The sequence below is a fragment of the Nocardioides pakistanensis genome (genome assembly GCF_054781215.1).
Genome location: NZ_BAAGUV010000056.1, coordinates 1 through 17,741 on the forward strand (window position 1 = coordinate 1; position 17,741 = coordinate 17,741).

The following is a 17,741-nucleotide window of genomic DNA, read 5'->3' on the forward strand; positions in this document are numbered from 1 at the left end:
CTACGCCGCTACGCTCCCGTCAGCCGCGTAATCCCACCCCGTGTCCAAAGTCCGGGGTCAAGGCCCACCGTCCACCGCGAGTCGAACCCCGCACGGGAGCCATCCCTGGCGGTGATCGCTCGGGTGGGCGGCGGCATTCCCACCGTCAACGTCGACGGCCCGCCCGGGTATTGATGAGTGTTCCGATCGTGCGCTCGGCGTAAGGCGCGTTCGGTACACCGAGGTACAGCCCCCTCATCGGCTACTTGGCTGCTCTGCCACGACGCCGGCAGGCGGAGGAAGACACAAGGCGCCGTACCGGCCTCACACCCAGCGACGCCAAAGCCATGCGGGAAGCAGCCGACGCCATCCGAACCGGTAGGCGATGGCGCCTTCGAGGCTCGCGAGGTGCGGCCACTGATCGCCGGGGCCCCAGCCCGCGAGGTTCATGCCGGCGGCCGCGGTGATCGGCGGTTGGTTCCAGGCGTCCGCGGTGCTCGGGTTGACCGTCCCGTCGATCGCGGCGAGTGCGCGCTCGAAGATGGCGCCTACGGCTCGGCTCTCCGAGTTCACCCACGTGCGACAGGCAGCGAGCTGTTCCTGCAGGTCGTGTCCGCGCCCCACCAGCTCCGTCAAGACCTCGGGGTCGTCGGAGATGCGACGCCGGACCCGGTACGGGTACTCCACGCGCGCAATGAGGGAGCGAACGGCGTTGGCGTACCCGTCGCGCCGCGAGGTTGCTGAGGCGCGGAGGTTGCTCAGAAGGGTGGTGATGAGGCCTGCGACGAGCGAGGACCCCAGCAGGGCAATCGCGACGGTGAGCCAAACGTCGCGTGAGCCGCCCCCACCACCGGCAGGCTCGGGGGCGCCGGGCACCTTCTCTGAGGCGACGGCGAAGGCTGTGGTCATGACGCCCATCGGCGTACCTCCTTGCGCATGAAGGCGCTCCTGATCAGGTGGGCGCCGGACTCCGGGTCAGAGTGCGGGGCGTCCTCCACCGGCCAATGACCCTCGCGGCGGTGGAACTCCTCGAAGAAGAGGTGCCGATGCACTCGGGTGACGTACTGCTCGAGTCCGTCGTCCCACTCCCAGCGCAGCGAACGGGGGTCGCGGGGATACCACAGGCAGAGCTCGCCGGCGAGGTGACCGAACTGCCAGCCGAGCGGGGATGGGTTCCGGTGCTTCCAGGACCGCTGCGGCCTGAGGGGGAACGCGTAGAGGGCGCCGTCGGCTCGGATGCTGATCCGACCGCGCTCGGCCCGGTAGCCGGCGGCGGCCAACTCGGGCAACGGGGCGAACGTCAGATCGAGGACAACGCCGCCGTACCGGTCCTGCCGGAGGCGGTCGACGCCGACGCCGTAGAGCTCCGCCTCCAGGACCCGGCCAACACGGGCCAGGTCCCGGAGGACGTCGCTCAGCGCGAGAACCACGGACCGGGGTTGGACCGGGACCATGAACGCCCCGGCGCCGCCTGCTGAGATGCGGCTCGCGTGCTGCTGGGCCGGCCGGTGCTGGTGACACTGCCGCCCGCCCACGCCGCCATGGTGTCCGCGGCCGAACGCTGCGACGCAGCGGGGAACGCGTCACCGAACAGTGAGTGCCAGACGTCGATGGCACCGTCGACTTCGCCAGCCCGCTCGAGGCGCAACGCTTCCTCGGCCCGGCGAGCGGCGTGTGCGTACACCCGCGCGGCCGTTGCACGCTCCTGCGCAGTCCACTTCGCGGTCACGTCGTCGTCGCCAGCGGGCTCGATGACCGGACCCATCACCGCGGTGGCGGCGTGCTGGAGGACCGCGGCGACCGCGTCCTCGTCCAGCATCTTGCGCCCGATGACCGCGTAAGCGAGGGACTCCACCACGATCCCGGAGACGAACTCCAGCTCCTCATGGTGCTTGGTGAGTGCCTTGACCTCGCGAACCTGGTGTACGAACCGGCCGTCGGTCTGCTGGTTGCGGTCGCTGACCTTCTTCAGCTGGATCCGGGAGTTGCTGGGGGTCCAGGTGCCCTCGTGGCGGTCGCCGATGAGGACGTAGTCGTCCTTGTACTCGAACGCCGGGACGAGATCGATGGTGAACTCGCAGTCCGGGAACGACAGCCGTAGCGCCTTCCCGGAGGGCTCGTCGCCGGCGTCGAACTCGACTTCGGGCCAGCGCGCCTTGATCGGCGCCTTGAACCACTCCATCGCCTTGCCCGGGCCGTCCGGGCCGCGCAGCTGCTGCCAGAACGCCTCGGGGAGCACGCAGACGATGTCGACGTCCTTGAGGGGCTTCAGCATCGTCTTGCGGGCGAACGAACCCTGCAGGAAGCTGCTCGCGATGAGGCCGGCGGCGGCGAACTCCTCCCGGATGGCGTTGTGGCGTTCCTGAGCCTTGCGGCGCACCGCCGGGTCGAGGTTGAGGTTGTCGTCGAGGGCCGCGAACGCGGCGTCAACGGTGTGCTTCATGCCGTACTCCTAGGTGAGAAAGGTGCCGCGCTGGCGCGGCCGGTGGCGGCCCTCCTGGCGGGAGGGCTGCCTGGTATCACTTCCGCTTCGGCGTCTGAGACAACGCGCTGGCGGCAGCCGACTTCGCGGCCTTGCTCGCCCTCGGGTTGCTCAGCACCTTGCTCGCAGCCTTCGCCTTGGCGCTGGTCTGCTTCGTGTTCCTAGACATTTCTCACCTCCTGCCCGCGTCGACATGACAAGTCGGCGCAGACAGTGGTCTGATACGGGTGACGCACCGCATCTGACGTCCTGTCAGAGCCACGAGGGGCCGGCCCGGCAAGGCCGGTCCCTCGCTTCTTGCCTGGGCTTCGATGAGCCCGCTTCATCGGATCACGTCGCGCCGACACCTTCGTCGGCGGACGAGCCTCGTGCTGCCCGGTCGCACTCCATAGGTGCGTCGGCAGCGGGGACAACCTGCGACCGTGCGACATGCCCCCGAACGCACAGCCAGCCCGGCCCCTCAGGCGGAGGGACCGGGCCGGCCGATGATGGTGCGCTATCACCGACTATCACCCTGACGGTGATAGTCATAGCCTTTGGCACTACTGCAACTCAGTGCCGTTTCGCGCAACTCGCACATGCCATCTCCATGCAACTCGACATCAGCTGCAGCCGCTGGTGCTACCGCAGCCCTCACAGACGTAGCAGCTGCCTGCCGGGCGCATCTTGGTGCCGCAGGTGAAGCACAGCGGGCTGTCGACCGCGGTGCCGGTGATCTGCTCCATCAGCTCGGCGGAGGTGTGCGCGGCCTTGGGAGCCTCGGCCGCCGGGGTCTCGACCACAGGGGTCTCGACGGGCTCGACCACCGTGGACTCGGTCTTGAGCTCGTCGGCCTCGGAGACGTAGACCTCCTCCTCGGCCGGAGCCTCGTAGGAACCGGTCTCGAGCTGGCGCTGACGCTCCTCGGCGGAGTAGATCCCCATCGCCGAGCGCTGCTCGAACGGCAGGTAGTCCAGCGCGAGGCGGCGGAAGATGTAGTCCATGATCGACTGCGCCATCCGCACGTCCGGGTCGTCGGTGAGGCCGGCGGGCTCGAAGCGCAGGTTGGTGAACTTCGAGACGTAGGTCTCCAGCGGGACGCCGTACTGCAGGCCGATCGAGACCGCGATCGAGAAGGCGTCCATCACGCCGGCCAGGGTCGAGCCCTGCTTGCCGAGCTTGAGGAACACCTCGCCGAGCCCGTCGTCGGGGTAGGAGCCGGAGGTCATGTAGCCCTCGGCGCCACCGACGGTGAACGACGTGGTGCGCGACGGGCGCGACTTCGGCAGACGCTTGCGGGTCGGGCGGTACTCGACCACCTTCTCCGTGACGACCTCGACCTCGGTCTTGCCCTTTTTCTCACCCTTGCCGTCCGACAGCGGCTGGCCGACCTTGCAGTTGTCGCGGTAGACCGCGGTCGCCTTGAGGCCGAGCTTCCAGGACTGCAGGTAGATGTCCTCGATCTCCTCGATCGTGGCCGTCTCCGGCAGGTTCACGGTCTTCGAGATCGCACCGGACAGGAACGGCTGCGTGGCGGCCATCATCCGCACGTGGCCCATCGGAGCCAGGGCGCGAGCGCCCATCGCGCAGTCGAACACCTCGTAGTGCTCGGTCTTCAGGCCCGGAGCGTCGATGACGTGGCCGTGCTCGGCGATGTACTCGACGATCGCCTCGACCTGCTCCTCCTGGTAGCCCAGCTTGCGAAGCGCACGCGGCACGGTCTGGTTGACGATCTGCATCGAGCCGCCGCCGACGAGCTTCTTGAACTTCACGAGGCTGAAGTCGGGCTCGATGCCGGTGGTGTCGCAGTCCATCATGAAGCCGATGGTGCCGGTCGGCGCGAGCAGCGAGGCCTGCGCGTTGCGGAAGCCGTTCTTCTCGCCGAGCTTGATCACCTGGTCCCACGCCTTGGTGGCCGCGCGGTGCACGTCGCGGTCGTGGGCGTGCAGCGTGCGCAGCGCGTCGTTGGCCGCCTGGTGCTTGCGCATGACGCGCTTGTGGGCGTCGGCATTGCGGGCGTAGCCGTTGTAGGTGCCGACCACCGAGGCGAGCTCGGCGGAGCGCTTGTAGGCCTGGCCGGTCATCAGCGAGGTGATCGCCGCAGCCATCGCGCGGCCGCCGTCGGAGTCGTAGCCCAGACCCATCGCCATCAGCAGCGCGCCGAGGTTGGCGTAGCCGATGCCGAGCTGGCGGTAGTCACGCGTGGTCTGGCCGATCGCCTCGGTCGGGAAGTCGGCGAACGAGATCGAGATGTCCATCGCGGTGATGACCAGCTCGACGGCCTTCGCGAACAGCTCACTGTCGAAGGTGTCGTCGTCCTTGAGGAACTTCATCAGGTTCAGCGACGCGAGGTTGCACGAGGAGTTGTCCAGCGACATGTACTCCGAGCACGGGTTGGAGGCGGTGATTCGCCCCGTCTCCGGGTTGGTGTGCCAGTCGTTGATCGTGTCGTCGTACTGCAGGCCCGGGTCGGCGCACTCCCACGCGGCCTTGGCGATCTTCTTGAACAGGTCGCGGGCGTCGATCTCCTCGATCACCTCGCCGGTCTGGCGGGCGCGCAGGCCGAACTTCGTGCCGTCCTCGACCGCGCGCATGAACTCGTCGCTGACGCGCACGGAGTTGTTGGCGTTCTGGTACTGCACGGACGTGATGTCCTTGCCGCCGAGGTCCATGTCGAAGCCGGCGTCACGCAGCGCGCGGATCTTGTCCTCCTCGCGCGCCTTGGTCTCGACGAACTCCTCGATGTCGGGGTGGTCGACGTCGAGCACGACCATCTTCGCCGCGCGACGGGTGGCGCCACCGGACTTGATCGTGCCCGCGGACGCGTCGGCGCCGCGCATGAACGACACCGGGCCGGACGCCGTGCCACCGCTGGACAGGAGCTCCTTGGAGGAGCGGATGCGCGACAGGTTCAGGCCGGCACCGGAGCCGCCCTTGAAGATGAAGCCCTCCTCCTTGTACCAGTTCAGGATCGAGTCCATCGAGTCGTCGACCGACAGGATGAAGCACGCGGAAACCTGCTGCGGCGACTGCGTGCCGACGTTGAACCAGACCGGGGAGTTGAAGGAGAAGTACTGGTGCACGAGCAGCCAGACCAGCTCGTGCTCGAAGATCTCGGCGTCGGCGTCGGTGGCGAAGTAGCCGTGGTCCTCACCGGCCTTGCGGTAGGTCTTCACCACGCGGTCGACGAGCTGCTTGAGGCTCCACTCACGCGCGTCGGTGCCGACCGCGCCGCGGAAGTACTTCGTGGTGACGATCGTGGAGGCGTTCACCGACCAGAAGTCGGGGAACTCCACGCCGCGCTGCTCGAAGACGGCCTCGCCGGTCTTCCAGTTGGTCTGGACGACGTCGCGACGCTCCCAGGTGATCTCGTCGTACGGGTGCACTCCCTCAGTGCTGAAGACCCGCTCGATCTTCAGACCCTTGCTCTTGCGTCCCGCTCGGGCGGACCCGCTGACCGTCTCCGTCATGAAGTGCTCCTGTTCCCCTGATTCTGACTTCTTCGTCATCTGGCTGTGCTCGCCGCGTGGTCTGCCACGCAACGGTCAATAAGTTGGGTTGCCCGACGCGCCGCTTCCCCACAACGCGCCGGGCAGACTGTGGTCAGCCGGTCGAGGCCGGCTGAGGTACGTCGGACGGGGCCGACGTGCTGTCGCAGGTGCCGGTCGCCGCCGGGGTCTGGGGCGACGACTCGACACCGGACGCTGCACGGACCGACCGCTCGGCCCGGAGCATCGCGATCTCCTCCTCGAACGCCGCAGCGCTCGCGAAGGACTTGTAGACGCTCGCGAAGCGGAGGTAGGCCACCTCGTCGAGCTCGCGCAGGGGGCCCAGGATCGCCAGCCCGACCTCGTTGGCGGGGACCTCGGCCCAGCCCTCGGCACGCAGGGCGCTCTCGACCTTCTGGCCGAGGTTGGCCAGGTCGTCCTCGGAGACCGGCCGGCCCTTGCACGCCTTGCGGACGCCGGCGATCGCCTTGTCGCGGGTGAACGGCTCGGTCGCACCGGAGCGCTTCACCACCACCAGTTGCATCTGCTCCACGGTGCTGAACCGCTTCTCGCAGGCCGGGCAGGTCCGCCGCCGGCGAATCGCGCTGCCGTCCTCGGCGACCCGGCTGTCGAGGACCCGGGTGTCGGTGTTGCGGCAGTACGGGCAGTGCATCTCGTGCCGCTCCTTCCACTCGGTGACCCGGCGGGTCGTCGTCGTCCTCATGCACTTAGTTCAACACCCAGCACCGACGGTTTCTGCCGTGCTCAGGCATGGCTCCACCAAGGTCTTGGCACCTTGGGATCTCGCCGTGGCCCGGGTGCTTCCGCGGGGCCGGCCTGTGGGCTGAACTGTGGGTAACTTGGGGACAAATAGCAGTCGCCTGTGCAGTTCTCGCCACTACCTGTGGAAAGTTACATCGGTGTGACTACTAGATGTAGTGGTAACCGTACGCGGGACCCCTAGAGCACGCAACCCGATCGCCGAATCTGGCCCAAGAAGCTTTCCCCGGACCGCAAAAGCGCAGGTCAGAGGGCCTTTTCCAGCTCGATCCGGGCGTGTCGGCTGGCCGGCTCGGCGTGTCGCCCCAGGCCCCTGCGCGCACGGCGCGGAACGGCCATGTCGGGCGCCAGAGCACGTTCGGGCCATTCCTCACTAGTCACCTCCGTCACCGGTCGGCGGCCCAGCTGGTTTGGACCTGGTGCGGATTGGGGAGATGAGTCGAGACTCCTGGCCGTTGCCACCACCAAGCCCCGTGCGCGTCAATGGGGGTGAGGTCCGGGGGGACCTCATCCGACCATGGTCAGCCGGGGGGCGTGACGATCATGAACAGCAGCACGATGGGCAAGCACCCGTGGTGGTTCCGCGACGGCGTGGCGATCATGTACGCGCTCAGCCACGGCACCGGGACCCAGGGCCCGCGGCTACCCCATCAGCCCGACCGCGACTCCGCCGGCCTGCCGCGCTCGATCTGCGGCGAGCGGCTCACTCCGTGGGAGATCGTCAGCGCCCGGCTCGCCGGCCGGCTCGCCGCGCTCCAGCAGCTCGCCCGCTCCGGCGTCGGGCCGACCCGGCGCGCGGGCGCCTATGTCGCGGGCCCCTGGTCGGCGGCGAGCGGGCTCGGCTACCACTTCGAGCAGGACGGTGACTCGGTGATCTTCGCCGAGCGCACGTTGTACGGCGTCTCGGTCGCCGGCCACGGGACGATCGACGGCACCCGCGTGTGGCTGCGCTACAAGGCCGCCGACGGGTCGGTCGGCGAGGCCGAGCTGACCCTCGAGGGCGGTTCGCTGCGCGGGGTGTTCATGAGCGACACCCACGGCACGGTCACCCCGGTGGTCTTCCGCCGCTGACCGCCGCACCCGCGCGGGGCCGATCGGACGTGCAGTTGCGCGCCTCGACCGCCGGCGTCAGGCGGGAAAGGCGGTCAGGTCGGCCGCGAGTGCACGTCCTACTGGCCCTCGGGCGTCGGCGTCGGGGCCGGGGTGGTCGGCTCGGCGGTGGGCGTGGGGGTCGGCGTCTCGGTCGGCTCGACGCTCGGCGTCTCGGTGGGCGTCGTACTCTCCGTCGGGGTCTCTCCCGGGCTCTCGCTCGGCACCAGCAGCTCACCCTCGTCCGGCTGCTCGGTCGGCGCGTCCGTGGGCGGTTCGGCCGGCGGGGCAGACGGCTCGGCCCCGCCGCCGACGCCCGGGATGGAGGTACGGCGATCCGCGTCCGACCCGCCGGTGTACGACGACACCGCCCGGCCGGCCACCAGCTCGAAGGCCACGATGACTGCCATCGCCGCGACGAACACGCCCACCGACACCAGCGCGATCCGCTTCCACGGCAGGCCGGCCAGCGCCACCCGCCAGCCTTCGGGTGCGGGGTCGGGGTCGGCCGCCTCGAGCACCTCCTGGGCACGCTCGAGCTCCCGCTCGGCCTCGGCCGGGGCCTCACGGACCCGGGACTGCGCAAGGCCGATCCGCACGGCCGCCACCGTCTGGGCGGCGGCGACCCGCTCCTTGGTGGCGCGCAGGTAGTGAGAGTAGACCGCGCTGCCGATCGTCGCAGCCAGGCTGCCGAGCGCGGCACCGATCAGGGTGCCGGCGACACCCACCGTGGACAGCAGCACCGCCGAGGTCACCGCAGCCAGGGCGCCGGCGGCGGACTGGACCCAGTTGATCTCGAGGCGTGGTTTCTCGTCAGTCATCCGTGTCCAGTATCCGGGGCCGGCCAAAACCCTCGTCCGGCCCCACGGGCGGCCCCGCCGCCCGGTCCAGACCGATCCGACACTGGCGGGAATATACCCACGGGGGTATACCTTGGGTCTGGTGACGCGCATCACGACCCAGCCAAGGAGCACACCTATGTACCTCGCGCAGTACTACCTGGACTGCCTCTCCCAGGCGTCCTACCTGATCGGTGACGAGAAGACCGGCCAGGCCGTGGTCGTCGACCCCCGTCGTGACATCGAGGAGTACCTCACCGACGCCCAGGCGCACGGCCTCCGGATCGTCGGTGTCATCAACACCCACTTCCACGCCGACTTCGTCTCCGGCCACATCGAGCTGGCCAACGCCACCGGCGCCTGGATCGGCTACGGCAAGGCCGCGCAGGCCGACTTCGAGGTCCGCTCGCTGTCCGACGGTGAGCGCATCGAGCTCGGCGACGTCGTGCTCGAGATCATGGAGACCCCCGGCCACACGCCGGAGTCGATCAGCGTGCTGGTCTACGAGAACGCCGAGGACACCGTGCCCTACGGCGTGCTCACCGGCGACGCGCTGTTCATCGGTGACGTCGGCCGCCCCGACCTGCTCGCCTCGATCGGCGTGACCGCCGACGAGCTCGGCAAGATGCTCTACCACTCCATCCAGCACAAGCTGATGGGCCTGCCCGACGAGACCCGCGTGTTCCCCGCGCACGGCGCCGGCTCGGCCTGCGGCAAGAACCTCTCCACCGAGAAGCAGTCCACGATCGGTGAGCAGCGCCAGTTCAACTACGCCTGCCAGCCGATGAGCGAGGAGCAGTTCCTCGCCGTGGTCACCGCCGGCCAGCCCCCGGCCCCGGAGTACTTCGTCTACAACGCGATCCTCAACCGCCAGGAGCGCGGCACCCGCGAGCCCGGCGCCACGCTGCCGGCGCTGTCCCCGCAGGAGGTGACCCAGGCCCTGGCTGACGGCGCGAAGGTGATCGACGCCCGCGACCCGGTCGAGTTCGCCGCCGGTCACCTCCAGGGCGCGATCAACGTGCCGGTCGACGGCCGGATGGCCGAGACCGTCGGCATGGTCGTCAAGCCCGACGACAAGATCATCCTGATGGCGCCCGAGGGCGAGGAGCAGGAGGCCGGCGTCCGCCTGGCACGGATCGGTTTCGACCACGCGGTCGGTTTCGTCCCGCGGCCCGAGGCGTACATGATCGACCACTGCCTCGACGAGCAGGTCGTCCACGCCAGCCGGATCACCCCGCACCAGCTCGACGAGCACGTCGCCGCCAACGACGTGCAGCTCGTCGACATCCGCAACGCCGGTGAGACCGAGGCCGGGATGATCCCGGGTGCGGTCAACATCCCGCTCGCGCAGCTCGCTCGTCGCGTCGGCGAGCTCGACGCCGACAGGCCGACGGTGCTCTACTGCGCCGGCGGCTGGCGCTCCAGCGTCGGCGGCAGCCTGCTGCGACACCTCGGCTTCACGGACGTCTCCGACGTGCTCGGCGGCTACGCCGGGTGGGAGGCCACGCACGCCGCGCACGCCTGATCTTCAGGGGGACGAGGGGTACGGCGGCCGGCGACCGTCGTACCCCTCGTCGTCTCCTGACTTGTTTGCCGGGGACTGCCCCGGGTATCCCCCGCCCATGGCACGCAACCGGATCCTCGCGATCATCCAGGCCGGCGGTGCGGGCGGACGCATGGACGTCCTCACCCGTGAGCGTGCCAAGCCCGCCCTGCCGTTCGCCGGGGTCTACCAGCTCGTCGACTTCCCGCTGTCGAACCTGGTGCACTCCGGCATCAGCGACGTGTGGCTCTCGGTGCAGTACCAGGGCGGGATGCTCGAGGAGGAGGTCGCCAACGGCCGACCCTGGGACCTCGACCGCAACCACGGCGGCCTGCGGCTGGTGATGCCGCAGCAGGGCACCGGCACCGGCGACGAGGAGGGGTTCGCCACCGGCAACGCCGACCTGCTGTTCCGGATCCGGGACCAGATCCGCGCCGCGGACCCCGAGGTCGTGCTCGTGCTCAGCGCCGACCACGTCTACCGGTTCGACTACCTGGACGCGATCGAGACGCACCGCGCCAAGGGTGCGGAGCTGACCATCGTCACCACCGAGGTGGCCAAGCGGCAGGCGAGCAACCACGCGACCGTCGAGGCCAACCGGCTCGGCCGGGTCACCGGCTTCGCCTACAAGCCGAAGCGGCCCAGCACGACCACGGTCGCGACCGAGATCTTCGTGTACTCCCCCGACGTCCTCGTCGAGACGCTCGAGGAGCTGCACCGCGAGCGCACCGCCGACGCCGAGCCCGGCGACAGCGGACTCGGCGACTTCGGAGAGAGCCTGGTGCCGCGGCTGGTGGACCGAGGCCGGGTCTACGCGCACGCGCTGCCCGGCTACTGGCGTGACCTGGGCCAGCCGCACCTGTACCTCGCCGCGCACCAGGACCTGCTCACCGGCGAGGCCGACGAGCTCTTCGCCGATCCGAGCTGGCCGTTCCTGACCCGTCAGCCGCAGCGGGTCGCGGCCCGGTTCGAGCCCGGCTGCGAGCTCGGCGACAGCCTGGTCAGCCCGGGCGCGCGCGTCGCCGGTGTCGTACGGCGCAGCGTCCTGGGCCCCGGCGTCGTCGTGGCGGCGGACGCCGTGGTGTCCGACAGCGTGATCCTGCACGACACGACCATCGAGGCCGGCGCCGAGGTGTCCTGGAGCATCGTGGACGCCGGCTGCACCATCGGCGCCGGAGCCCGCGTCGGGGACCCGGACGCGAAGGGCACCGACGACCCGGAGCAGGTCACCCTGGTCGGCCGCGACTCCACGGTCGCGCCCGGCGCCGAGATCACCGCCGGCGCCCGGCTGGAGCCGGGCACGACCGCCTGACGCCGACCGGACCGCCGACTGCGGATCCCGCCGGTCCGACGAGCGGCCCGAGGCGGCCCTGAGGTTGCTGCGGCCCTCGGCTCAGCCCTGCTGCGTCGGGGACTGTCCAGAACCCACGGGCTGCTGCGCGGAGCCTGCGTCGACCGCACCGGCCTTGCGCATGCGCACCATCAACAGCACGACCACCGCGATCAGCAGCACCACCAGCAGGACCAGCAGGCCGACAACCACCCACAGCATGGTGTTCCCGCCGTCGTCACCGGCGTCGACCGCGGCGGCCTCCGGCTCGTCCTCGCCGGCGGAGTCCGCCTCGTCGGCAGCGGGCTCCTCGGACGCCGCCTCGGTCGGCGAGGCACTCGGCGACTCCGCCGCGACACCCTCGCCCGTCACGTCGACGACGAACTCGAAGCTCAACGGGCGGTTCGCCGAGTCCTCGTCGAGCCGGATCTCCAGGTAGCGGGTGCCGTCCTCGTCGACCCCGCCCTCGGAGGCGACCCGGAAGGTCTTCGCGGTCCCATCGGTGTTGAAACCGCTGTCGCCCATGTCGCGGTCGAAGTCGGAGTCGTACCACGCCACCGACAGGCAGCAGTTGTACTCGGTGTCGCCGTACTCGGTCAGCGTCACGCCGTAGTCCTGTGCCGTCATCACGTCCACCGAGAACCACCGCGCCTCGCCGGGGGCGACGTCGTCGAGGTAGGTCGTCCCCGACTCGACCGGGGTGGCCTGCGTGGCGGCGGCGCCGCCGTCGATCTCCTCGCCGGAGGCCATCGCGGTGGCCGGGAGCGGCAGCACGAGTGCGGCGGCGAGGGTGGTCAGGGCGATGGCACGACGCATGGGTTCTTCGTCCTTGTCTTCTCGGGTGAGGTCACTTGCGGAGGGTGGAGCGGGCGAGCAGTCCGACGGCGGCGCCCGCGGCGAGCACGAGGGCGACCAGCACGGCGATCAGCACCGTCCACAGCCCGCCGCCCTCGTCGGTGTCGGCGGCCGCCGACTCGAGCTCGTCCTCGGCCGGCTCCTCGACGGCCTCGGGCGTCGGCTCCTCTGTGGGGCTGGGCTCGACGGTGGGGCTGGGCGTGGGCTCGACGCTGGGTGACTCCTCGAGCGCCGCACCGCTGACCTCTGCGACGAACTCGTAGGTCACCGGGCGGTTGGCGGCATCGGCGTCGAGGGTCACCTCGAGGTAGTAGTCACCGCTGTCGTCGAGGCCTCGGTCGGGCGAGGCGACACGCATCGTCTTGGCGGTGGCGCCGCCGTTGAAGGTGCTCTCCGAGTCGATCCGGTCGAAGTCCGGTCCGTGCAGCGCCAGCTCGAGGCAGCAGCCGTAGTCGGTGGACCCGTCCTCGGTCAGTGTCACGGCGACCTCCTGGCCCTGACCTGCCGGGAAGGAGTACCAACGCGCCTCGCCGGGTTTGACGTTGTCCACGTAGGCCGCCCCGGCCTCCATCGCGGTGGCTCGGGTCGCTGCCGGACCGCCCTGAATCGGGCCGCCGCTGGCCTCGAACCGCTGGATCGCGCGCTGCGAGACGGTGGTCAGCCGCTCGGTCAGCTGAGCGGCGTTGTCGGCGGTGTAGTAGCGCCCGCCGGTGGCCTTCGCCACGCACTGCAGCTGCTTCTGCGCCTTCGCGTTGCCCCGGAGGAACAACCCGACGGTGTCCACCTGGACCGCGATGCCCTGGCCCGCCAGCTGGCGCGCGGCCTGGCACGGCTCGGGGGCACCGCAGGTGTCCTCGCCGTCGCTGACCAGCACGATCGTGCGCTCCCCCTCGGGCGGGAAGTCCTTGACGGCCTGCTTCAGCGCCCCGCCGATCGGCGTGAACCCGGTCGGCTTCACCCCGTCGATGGCCGCGGTGATCGCCGTACCGGACTGCGCGACGGCCTCGACCGGCACCACCAGCTCGGTGTCCTGGCAGCCGCGGCGCTTGTCCTCCCCGGGGTAGGTGTGGCCGTAGAGCCGTAGTCCGACCGGGGTCTCGGGCGGAGCCTCGGAGACCAGCTGACGCACCGCCTGCCGGGCGCCCTGGATCAGCGTGGTGCCGCCGGCGTCCTTGCGGGCCATGGACCCGGAGACGTCCATGATCACGAGGATGGAGCCGCCCGGATCCTCCTCGGCGGTCGCCGCCTGCGGAGACCCGAGCATGGCGAGCGCTACGACGCAGAGCAGGACAAAACGGAGAACCATCTCTCAACCCCCATAGTGGACACCGTTGCGGAGCACCCTAGTGGACGGTTCCGACACCGTCGTCTCCGCTCGGACTCCGGGATCACCCTGGTCTCGTCCCTGAGCTTGGTCACAGCGGCGTTAATGCGCTGCAGACCGTCGGCGGTCGGGACTAGGTTTGCCGGGTGACCAGCGAGCACCCACAGACACAGACCTCCCACCGGCACAGCAAGTCGGTCGCCGCCCGCAGCGTCGACCTGCGCAAGGTGTACGGCGAGGGCGAGGCGGCCGTGAACGCCCTCGACGGCGTCGACATCGACTTCTACACCGCGGAGTTCACCGCCGTGATGGGCGCCAGCGGCTCGGGCAAGTCGACGCTGATGCACTGCATGGCGGCGCTGGACTCCCCCACCGCCGGCCAGGTGTTCCTCGGCGAGACCGACCTCTCCACGCTCAAGGACAAGCAGCTGACCGAGCTGCGCCGCGACAAGATCGGCTTCGTCTTCCAGTCGTTCAATCTGGTCCCGACGCTGACCGCGAAGGAGAACATCGAGCTGCCGCTGTCGATCGCCGGCCGCAAGCCCGACCAGGAGTGGTGGGACACGATCATCGACACGGTCGGCCTGCGCGACCGGCTCGGGCACCGCCCCAACGAGCTCTCCGGCGGCCAGCAGCAGCGCGTCGCCTGCGCCCGGGCGTTGATGAGCCGGCCCGAGATCGTCTTCGCCGACGAGCCGACCGGCAACCTCGACTCGACCTCCGGCGCCGAGGTGCTCAGCCTGCTCCGGCGCAGCGTCGACGAGCACGGGCAGACGATCGTGATGGTGACCCACGACCCGGTCGCCGCGGCCTACACCGACCGGGTGGTGTTCCTCGCCGACGGCAAGGTCGTCGACGAGCTGCGCAACCCCACCCGCGAGAGCGTCCTCGAGGAGATGGGCAAGCTGACCGCGAGGGCGATGGCCTGATGTGGCACGTCACCTTGCGCAACCTCGTTGCGCACAAGGTCCGGCTGTTCCTCAGCGCATTCGCGATCGTGCTCGGCGTCTCGTTCGTGTCCGGCTCGTTCATCTTCACCGACGCGATGGGTGGGGCGTTCAGCGGGATCATCGCCGGCAGCACCTCCGACGTGGAGATCACGCCCGAGGGCGCCGGGTCCTGGGACTCCGGCCCTGACGCGCGCACCATCCCCGACTCGGTGGTGGAGGACCTCCGCGAGATCGACGGCGCCGCCGAGGTCAACCCCTACAACCAGCTGCTGTCGATGTACGTCATCGGCTCCGACGGCAAGCTCGTCGGTGGCAACGGCCCGCCGGGCCTGGCGTTCACCGACGGCGACTCCACCGCGCTGACCGGTGACCCGATCACCACGTACGTCGACGGGGAGCGCCCTGACGGTCCCGGTGAGATCGCCATGGACGTCGACACCGCCGAGAAGGGCGGCTACGAGGTCGGCGACACGGTCAAGCTGGTCACCCCCGGGGACCCGCCGACGCTCGACGTCGAGCTGGTCGGTCTCGTCGAGTTCGGCGAGGGCTCCCTGGCCGGCGCCACGCTGACGCTGTGGGACGCCGAGACGATGCAGGACCTGTTCTTCGGCGGTCGTCGGGAGTGGTCGGGTGTCTCCCTCGCCGCCGAGCCCGGCGTCTCCCAGACCGAGCTGCGCGACGCGGCCGCCGAGGTGCTGCCCGAGGGCGTCACCGCCAAGACCGGCGACGCCGTGGTCGACGAGAACGAGGAGGGCCTGCAGGAGATCCTCGGCTTCCTCAACACCTTCCTGCTCGTCTTCGCGACCGTCGCGATGATCGTCGGCACGTTCCTGATCATCAACACGTTCTCGATCCTGGTCGCCCAGCGCAGCAGGGAGCTCGCGTTGCTCCGTGCCCTCGGGGCCTCGCGCAGGCAGGTGAACCGCTCGGTGCTCACCGAGGCGCTCGTCATCGGCCTGATCGGGTCGACCGTGGGTCTCGGGGCGGGCTTCCTCCTCGCGCTGGGGCTCAAGGCGCTGTTCGGCGCGATCGGCCTGGACCTGTCCAACGCCGAGTTCCCGGTCGAGCTGCGCACGGTCGTCGTGTCCTACGTGGTCGGCATCGTCGTGACCATGCTTGCCGCCTACCTCCCCGCCCGCCGTGCCTCCCGGATCCCTCCGGTGGCGGCGATGCGCGACGACGTGGCGCTGCCGGAGACCTCGCTGCGCCGCCGGGTGATCTTCGGGACCGTGCTCGTGGTGGCAGGCATCGGCCTGATGTTCGCCGGCTTCTCCACCGACGGCGGCACCGGCCTGACGATGATCGGCCTCGGGATGCTGTCGATCCTGATCGGTGTCTCGCTGATGAGCCCGGTCATCGGTCGCCCCGTCGTCGATCTGCTCGGTGCGTCGTACCGTCGGCTGTTCGGCACGGTCGGCCAGCTGGCCGCGCAGAACTCCAAGCGCAACCCGCGCCGCACCGCGGCCACGGCATCCGCGCTGATGCTGGGCCTCGCGCTGGTGTCGCTGATGTCGATCCTCGGGGCGTCGGCCGCGGCGAGCACCGACAAGGCCCTGAAGGCCGCGATCACCTCGCAGTTCGTGGTCTCCAACGCCGTGGGCACGCCCTTCTCGCCGAGCATCGCCGAGCAGATCCGCGAGGTCGACGGGATCGACGCGGTGGCGCAGTTCCGGCAGGCCTTCGCCGAGGTGAACGGTGACGGCGCGTTCGTCGGGGCCTCCGACCCCGAGGACCTCGCGGCCGCAACCGACTTCCCGTTGACCGCCGGCGCGATGAGCGCCTTGCGGCCTGGCACGACGATCATCACCCAGGACGTCGCAGACGAGCAGGGGCTCGCCCCCGGTGACGAGTTCGAGATGGACTTCCAGGGCGGCACCGTCGACCTCACCGTCGTGGGTGTCTTCCAGGCGGGCGCCTCGGTGCCTGCGGACTACCTGGTCACGCTCGACACGCTGGAGAAGGGCGGTCTGCAGCCGCTCGACACGATCCTGTTCGTCAACAAGACCGCCGACGCCGACGCGGACGCGGTGCGCGCGGACGTCGAGGAGATCCTGGCCGACCTGCCGACGGTGACCCTGGCCGACCCGGCCGAGTTCGCCGAGCAGCAGAAGGAGCAGATCGACTTCTTCCTCAACATCATCTACGCACTGCTCGGTCTCGCCGTGATCATCGCGGTGCTCGGCATCGTCAACACCTTGGCGCTGTCGGTGATCGAACGCACCCGGGAGATCGGCCTGCTGCGCGCGGTCGGGCTGTCCCGGTCGCAGCTGCGCCGGATGGTGAGGCTCGAGTCGGTCATCGTCGCGGTGCTCGGTGCGGTGCTCGGTGTCGTCATGGGCATCGCGTTCGGTGTCGCGCTGCAGCAGGCGATCGCCGACCAGGGCATCGACGTCCTTGCGATCCCGTGGGGCCGGCTGCTGCTGTTCGTGGTCGTCGCCGCGCTCGTCGGCGTGCTCGCGGCGGTCTTCCCGGCCCGCCGCGCGGCCCGTCTCGACGTGCTGCGCGCGATCAGCGCGGAGTAGCCGGATAGGGTCGACCGGGTGGAGAGGGAGCAGGAAGCGCGGCGTCGGATCGGCACCGGCGTGGCAGCGGTCGTGGCCGTCGTGCTCGGCGCTGCCCTGCTCTACCTCGGCATCACGATGGTCCGGTTCGGGATCTACGCGATCGACGAGGGTGAGACGTTCATCGGCGTCGCGTCCCTGGTGCTCGGCACGGCTCTCGGGGCCGTCCCGGTCGCGGTGCTCGTGAGCCAGGTGCGCGCGATGTTGAGGCGCCGTGGCTGAAGGACGTCGCGTCCGCAAGCACAGCGAGTCTCGGGCCAGTGGCAAGCCTCTGGTCCTGCTCGGCGCCCTGGCGCTCGGGGTGGTCCTGTCCGCGGTGGCGTGGGTCTACCTCGTCGGTGCCGCGATCGACTTCGGCGTCGTCGCGCGCAGTGGCTCGCCGGGGGCGTGGCTGTTCACCGCCGGGGCCTCGCTGGGCGCGGTCGTCTGCCTCGTCCTGCTGCTCGCACTCATCGGGCGCGGCCTGCGCGTGCTCGGTTTCCTGTCGGACTACCGACCCCGCCGCGCGGCTCCACGGCGCAGGGCTGAGTGACCGCTGCAGC

16 protein-coding genes are annotated in these 17,741 nt (G+C 70.0%); 7 read left to right on the top strand and 9 right to left on the bottom strand.

The window, feature by feature from the left end; all coding sequences use genetic code 11:
- Window positions 1-303 precede the first annotated feature (303 nt).
- The 6 genes from ACYVIH_RS17500 to nrdR all read right to left on the bottom strand — a co-directional run bounded on the left by ACYVIH_RS17500 (window position 304) and on the right by nrdR (window position 6,601).
- Window positions 304-897: a hypothetical protein gene (locus tag ACYVIH_RS17500; RefSeq protein ID WP_460870789.1), complete on the bottom strand. Its 594-nt coding sequence runs from the start codon at window positions 895-897 to the stop codon at window positions 304-306.
- Entirely contained in the window at window positions 885-1,409 is a 525-nt protein-coding gene (locus ACYVIH_RS17505) for a hypothetical protein (RefSeq protein WP_460870791.1), read from the bottom strand. The genes ACYVIH_RS17500 and ACYVIH_RS17505 overlap by 13 nt, the downstream gene beginning before the upstream one ends.
- A complete protein-coding gene (locus tag ACYVIH_RS17510; RefSeq protein WP_460870792.1) occupies window positions 1,394-2,422 on the bottom strand; it encodes an SMODS domain-containing nucleotidyltransferase in 1,029 nt (342 codons plus the stop codon). The genes ACYVIH_RS17505 and ACYVIH_RS17510 overlap by 16 nt, the downstream gene beginning before the upstream one ends.
- Window positions 2,423-2,498: 76 nt before the next feature.
- Window positions 2,499-2,630: a hypothetical protein gene (locus ACYVIH_RS17515; RefSeq protein ID WP_460870793.1), complete on the bottom strand. Its 132-nt coding sequence runs from the start codon at window positions 2,628-2,630 to the stop codon at window positions 2,499-2,501.
- Between the two features lie 433 nt (window positions 2,631-3,063).
- Window positions 3,064-5,910: a vitamin B12-dependent ribonucleotide reductase gene (locus ACYVIH_RS17520; RefSeq protein ID WP_460870794.1), complete on the bottom strand. Its 2,847-nt coding sequence runs from the start codon at window positions 5,908-5,910 to the stop codon at window positions 3,064-3,066.
- A 133-nt stretch (window positions 5,911-6,043) separates the two neighbouring features.
- Window positions 6,044-6,601: a transcriptional regulator NrdR gene (nrdR, locus tag ACYVIH_RS17525; protein WP_460870883.1), complete on the bottom strand. Its 558-nt coding sequence runs from the start codon at window positions 6,599-6,601 to the stop codon at window positions 6,044-6,046.
- A gap of 641 nt (window positions 6,602-7,242) precedes the next feature.
- Between nrdR and ACYVIH_RS17530 the strand changes: the two genes are divergently transcribed.
- Window positions 7,243-7,779, top strand: coding sequence for a hypothetical protein (locus tag ACYVIH_RS17530; protein ID WP_460870795.1), 537 nt, complete (start codon window positions 7,243-7,245; stop codon window positions 7,777-7,779).
- Window positions 7,780-7,877: 98 nt separating this feature from the next.
- On the opposite strand, the gene ACYVIH_RS17535 is transcribed toward ACYVIH_RS17530, so the two are convergent.
- Complete coding sequence (locus ACYVIH_RS17535; protein ID WP_460870796.1) at window positions 7,878-8,618, bottom strand: hypothetical protein; 741 nt, start codon at window positions 8,616-8,618, stop codon at window positions 7,878-7,880.
- Between the two features lie 121 nt (window positions 8,619-8,739).
- Here ACYVIH_RS17535 and ACYVIH_RS17540 point away from each other — a divergent pair, with 121 nt between their 5' ends.
- A complete protein-coding gene (locus ACYVIH_RS17540; protein WP_460870797.1) occupies window positions 8,740-10,161 on the top strand; it encodes a rhodanese-like domain-containing protein in 1,422 nt (473 codons plus the stop codon).
- A gap of 97 nt (window positions 10,162-10,258) precedes the next feature.
- Window positions 10,259-11,491, top strand: a complete 1,233-nt coding sequence (locus tag ACYVIH_RS17545; RefSeq protein WP_460870798.1) for a glucose-1-phosphate adenylyltransferase family protein — start codon at window positions 10,259-10,261, stop codon at window positions 11,489-11,491.
- 81 nt (window positions 11,492-11,572) lie between these two features.
- Here the strand turns inward: ACYVIH_RS17545 and ACYVIH_RS17550 are convergent, their stop codons facing one another.
- Together ACYVIH_RS17550 and ACYVIH_RS17555 are read right to left on the bottom strand one after the other, a co-directional pair.
- A complete protein-coding gene (locus tag ACYVIH_RS17550; RefSeq protein ID WP_460870799.1) occupies window positions 11,573-12,325 on the bottom strand; it encodes a hypothetical protein in 753 nt (250 codons plus the stop codon).
- A gap of 31 nt (window positions 12,326-12,356) precedes the next feature.
- The gene (locus tag ACYVIH_RS17555; RefSeq protein ID WP_460870800.1) at window positions 12,357-13,670 is read right to left on the bottom strand and encodes a vWA domain-containing protein; all 1,314 of its coding nucleotides are present in this window, start codon (window positions 13,668-13,670) and stop codon (window positions 12,357-12,359) included.
- A 164-nt stretch (window positions 13,671-13,834) separates the two neighbouring features.
- Here ACYVIH_RS17555 and ACYVIH_RS17560 point away from each other — a divergent pair, with 164 nt between their 5' ends.
- Genes ACYVIH_RS17560 through ACYVIH_RS17575 form a run of 4 tightly spaced genes read left to right on the top strand, consistent with a single transcriptional unit; the run spans window position 13,835 to window position 17,731 of the window.
- Entirely contained in the window at window positions 13,835-14,617 is a 783-nt protein-coding gene (locus ACYVIH_RS17560; protein ID WP_460870801.1) for an ABC transporter ATP-binding protein, read from the top strand.
- Entirely contained in the window at window positions 14,617-17,160 is a 2,544-nt protein-coding gene (locus tag ACYVIH_RS17565; protein ID WP_460870802.1) for an ABC transporter permease, read from the top strand. Before ACYVIH_RS17560 ends, ACYVIH_RS17565 begins: the two co-directional genes overlap by 1 nt.
- Window positions 17,161-17,178: 18 nt before the next feature.
- The gene (locus ACYVIH_RS17570) at window positions 17,179-17,421 is read left to right on the top strand and encodes a hypothetical protein (RefSeq protein WP_460870803.1); all 243 of its coding nucleotides are present in this window, start codon (window positions 17,179-17,181) and stop codon (window positions 17,419-17,421) included.
- Window positions 17,414-17,731, top strand: a complete 318-nt coding sequence (locus ACYVIH_RS17575) for a hypothetical protein (RefSeq protein ID WP_460870804.1) — start codon at window positions 17,414-17,416, stop codon at window positions 17,729-17,731. Before ACYVIH_RS17570 ends, ACYVIH_RS17575 begins: the two co-directional genes overlap by 8 nt.
- Window positions 17,732-17,741: the final 10 nt, after the last annotated feature.

What these genes read in the sequence shown, in the direction of transcription:
- ACYVIH_RS17500 (WP_460870789.1), bottom strand. Translation starts at nt 897, where the DNA reads ATGGGCGTCATGACCACAGCCTTCGCCGTCGCCTCAGAGAAGGTGCCC.
- ACYVIH_RS17510 (WP_460870792.1), bottom strand. Translation starts at nt 2,422, where the DNA reads ATGAAGCACACCGTTGACGCCGCGTTCGCGGCCCTCGACGACAACCTC.
- ACYVIH_RS17515 (WP_460870793.1), bottom strand. Translation starts at nt 2,630, where the DNA reads ATGTCTAGGAACACGAAGCAGACCAGCGCCAAGGCGAAGGCTGCGAGC.
- ACYVIH_RS17520 (WP_460870794.1), bottom strand. Translation starts at nt 5,910, where the DNA reads ATGACGGAGACGGTCAGCGGGTCCGCCCGAGCGGGACGCAAGAGCAAG.
- nrdR (WP_460870883.1), bottom strand. Translation starts at nt 6,601, where the DNA reads ATGCACTGCCCGTACTGCCGCAACACCGACACCCGGGTCCTCGACAGC.
- ACYVIH_RS17535 (WP_460870796.1), bottom strand. Translation starts at nt 8,618, where the DNA reads ATGACTGACGAGAAACCACGCCTCGAGATCAACTGGGTCCAGTCCGCC.
- ACYVIH_RS17545 (WP_460870798.1), top strand. Translation starts at nt 10,259, where the DNA reads ATGGCACGCAACCGGATCCTCGCGATCATCCAGGCCGGCGGTGCGGGC.
- ACYVIH_RS17550 (WP_460870799.1), bottom strand. Translation starts at nt 12,325, where the DNA reads ATGCGTCGTGCCATCGCCCTGACCACCCTCGCCGCCGCACTCGTGCTG.
- ACYVIH_RS17555 (WP_460870800.1), bottom strand. Translation starts at nt 13,670, where the DNA reads ATGGTTCTCCGTTTTGTCCTGCTCTGCGTCGTAGCGCTCGCCATGCTC.
- ACYVIH_RS17565 (WP_460870802.1), top strand. Translation starts at nt 14,617, where the DNA reads ATGTGGCACGTCACCTTGCGCAACCTCGTTGCGCACAAGGTCCGGCTG.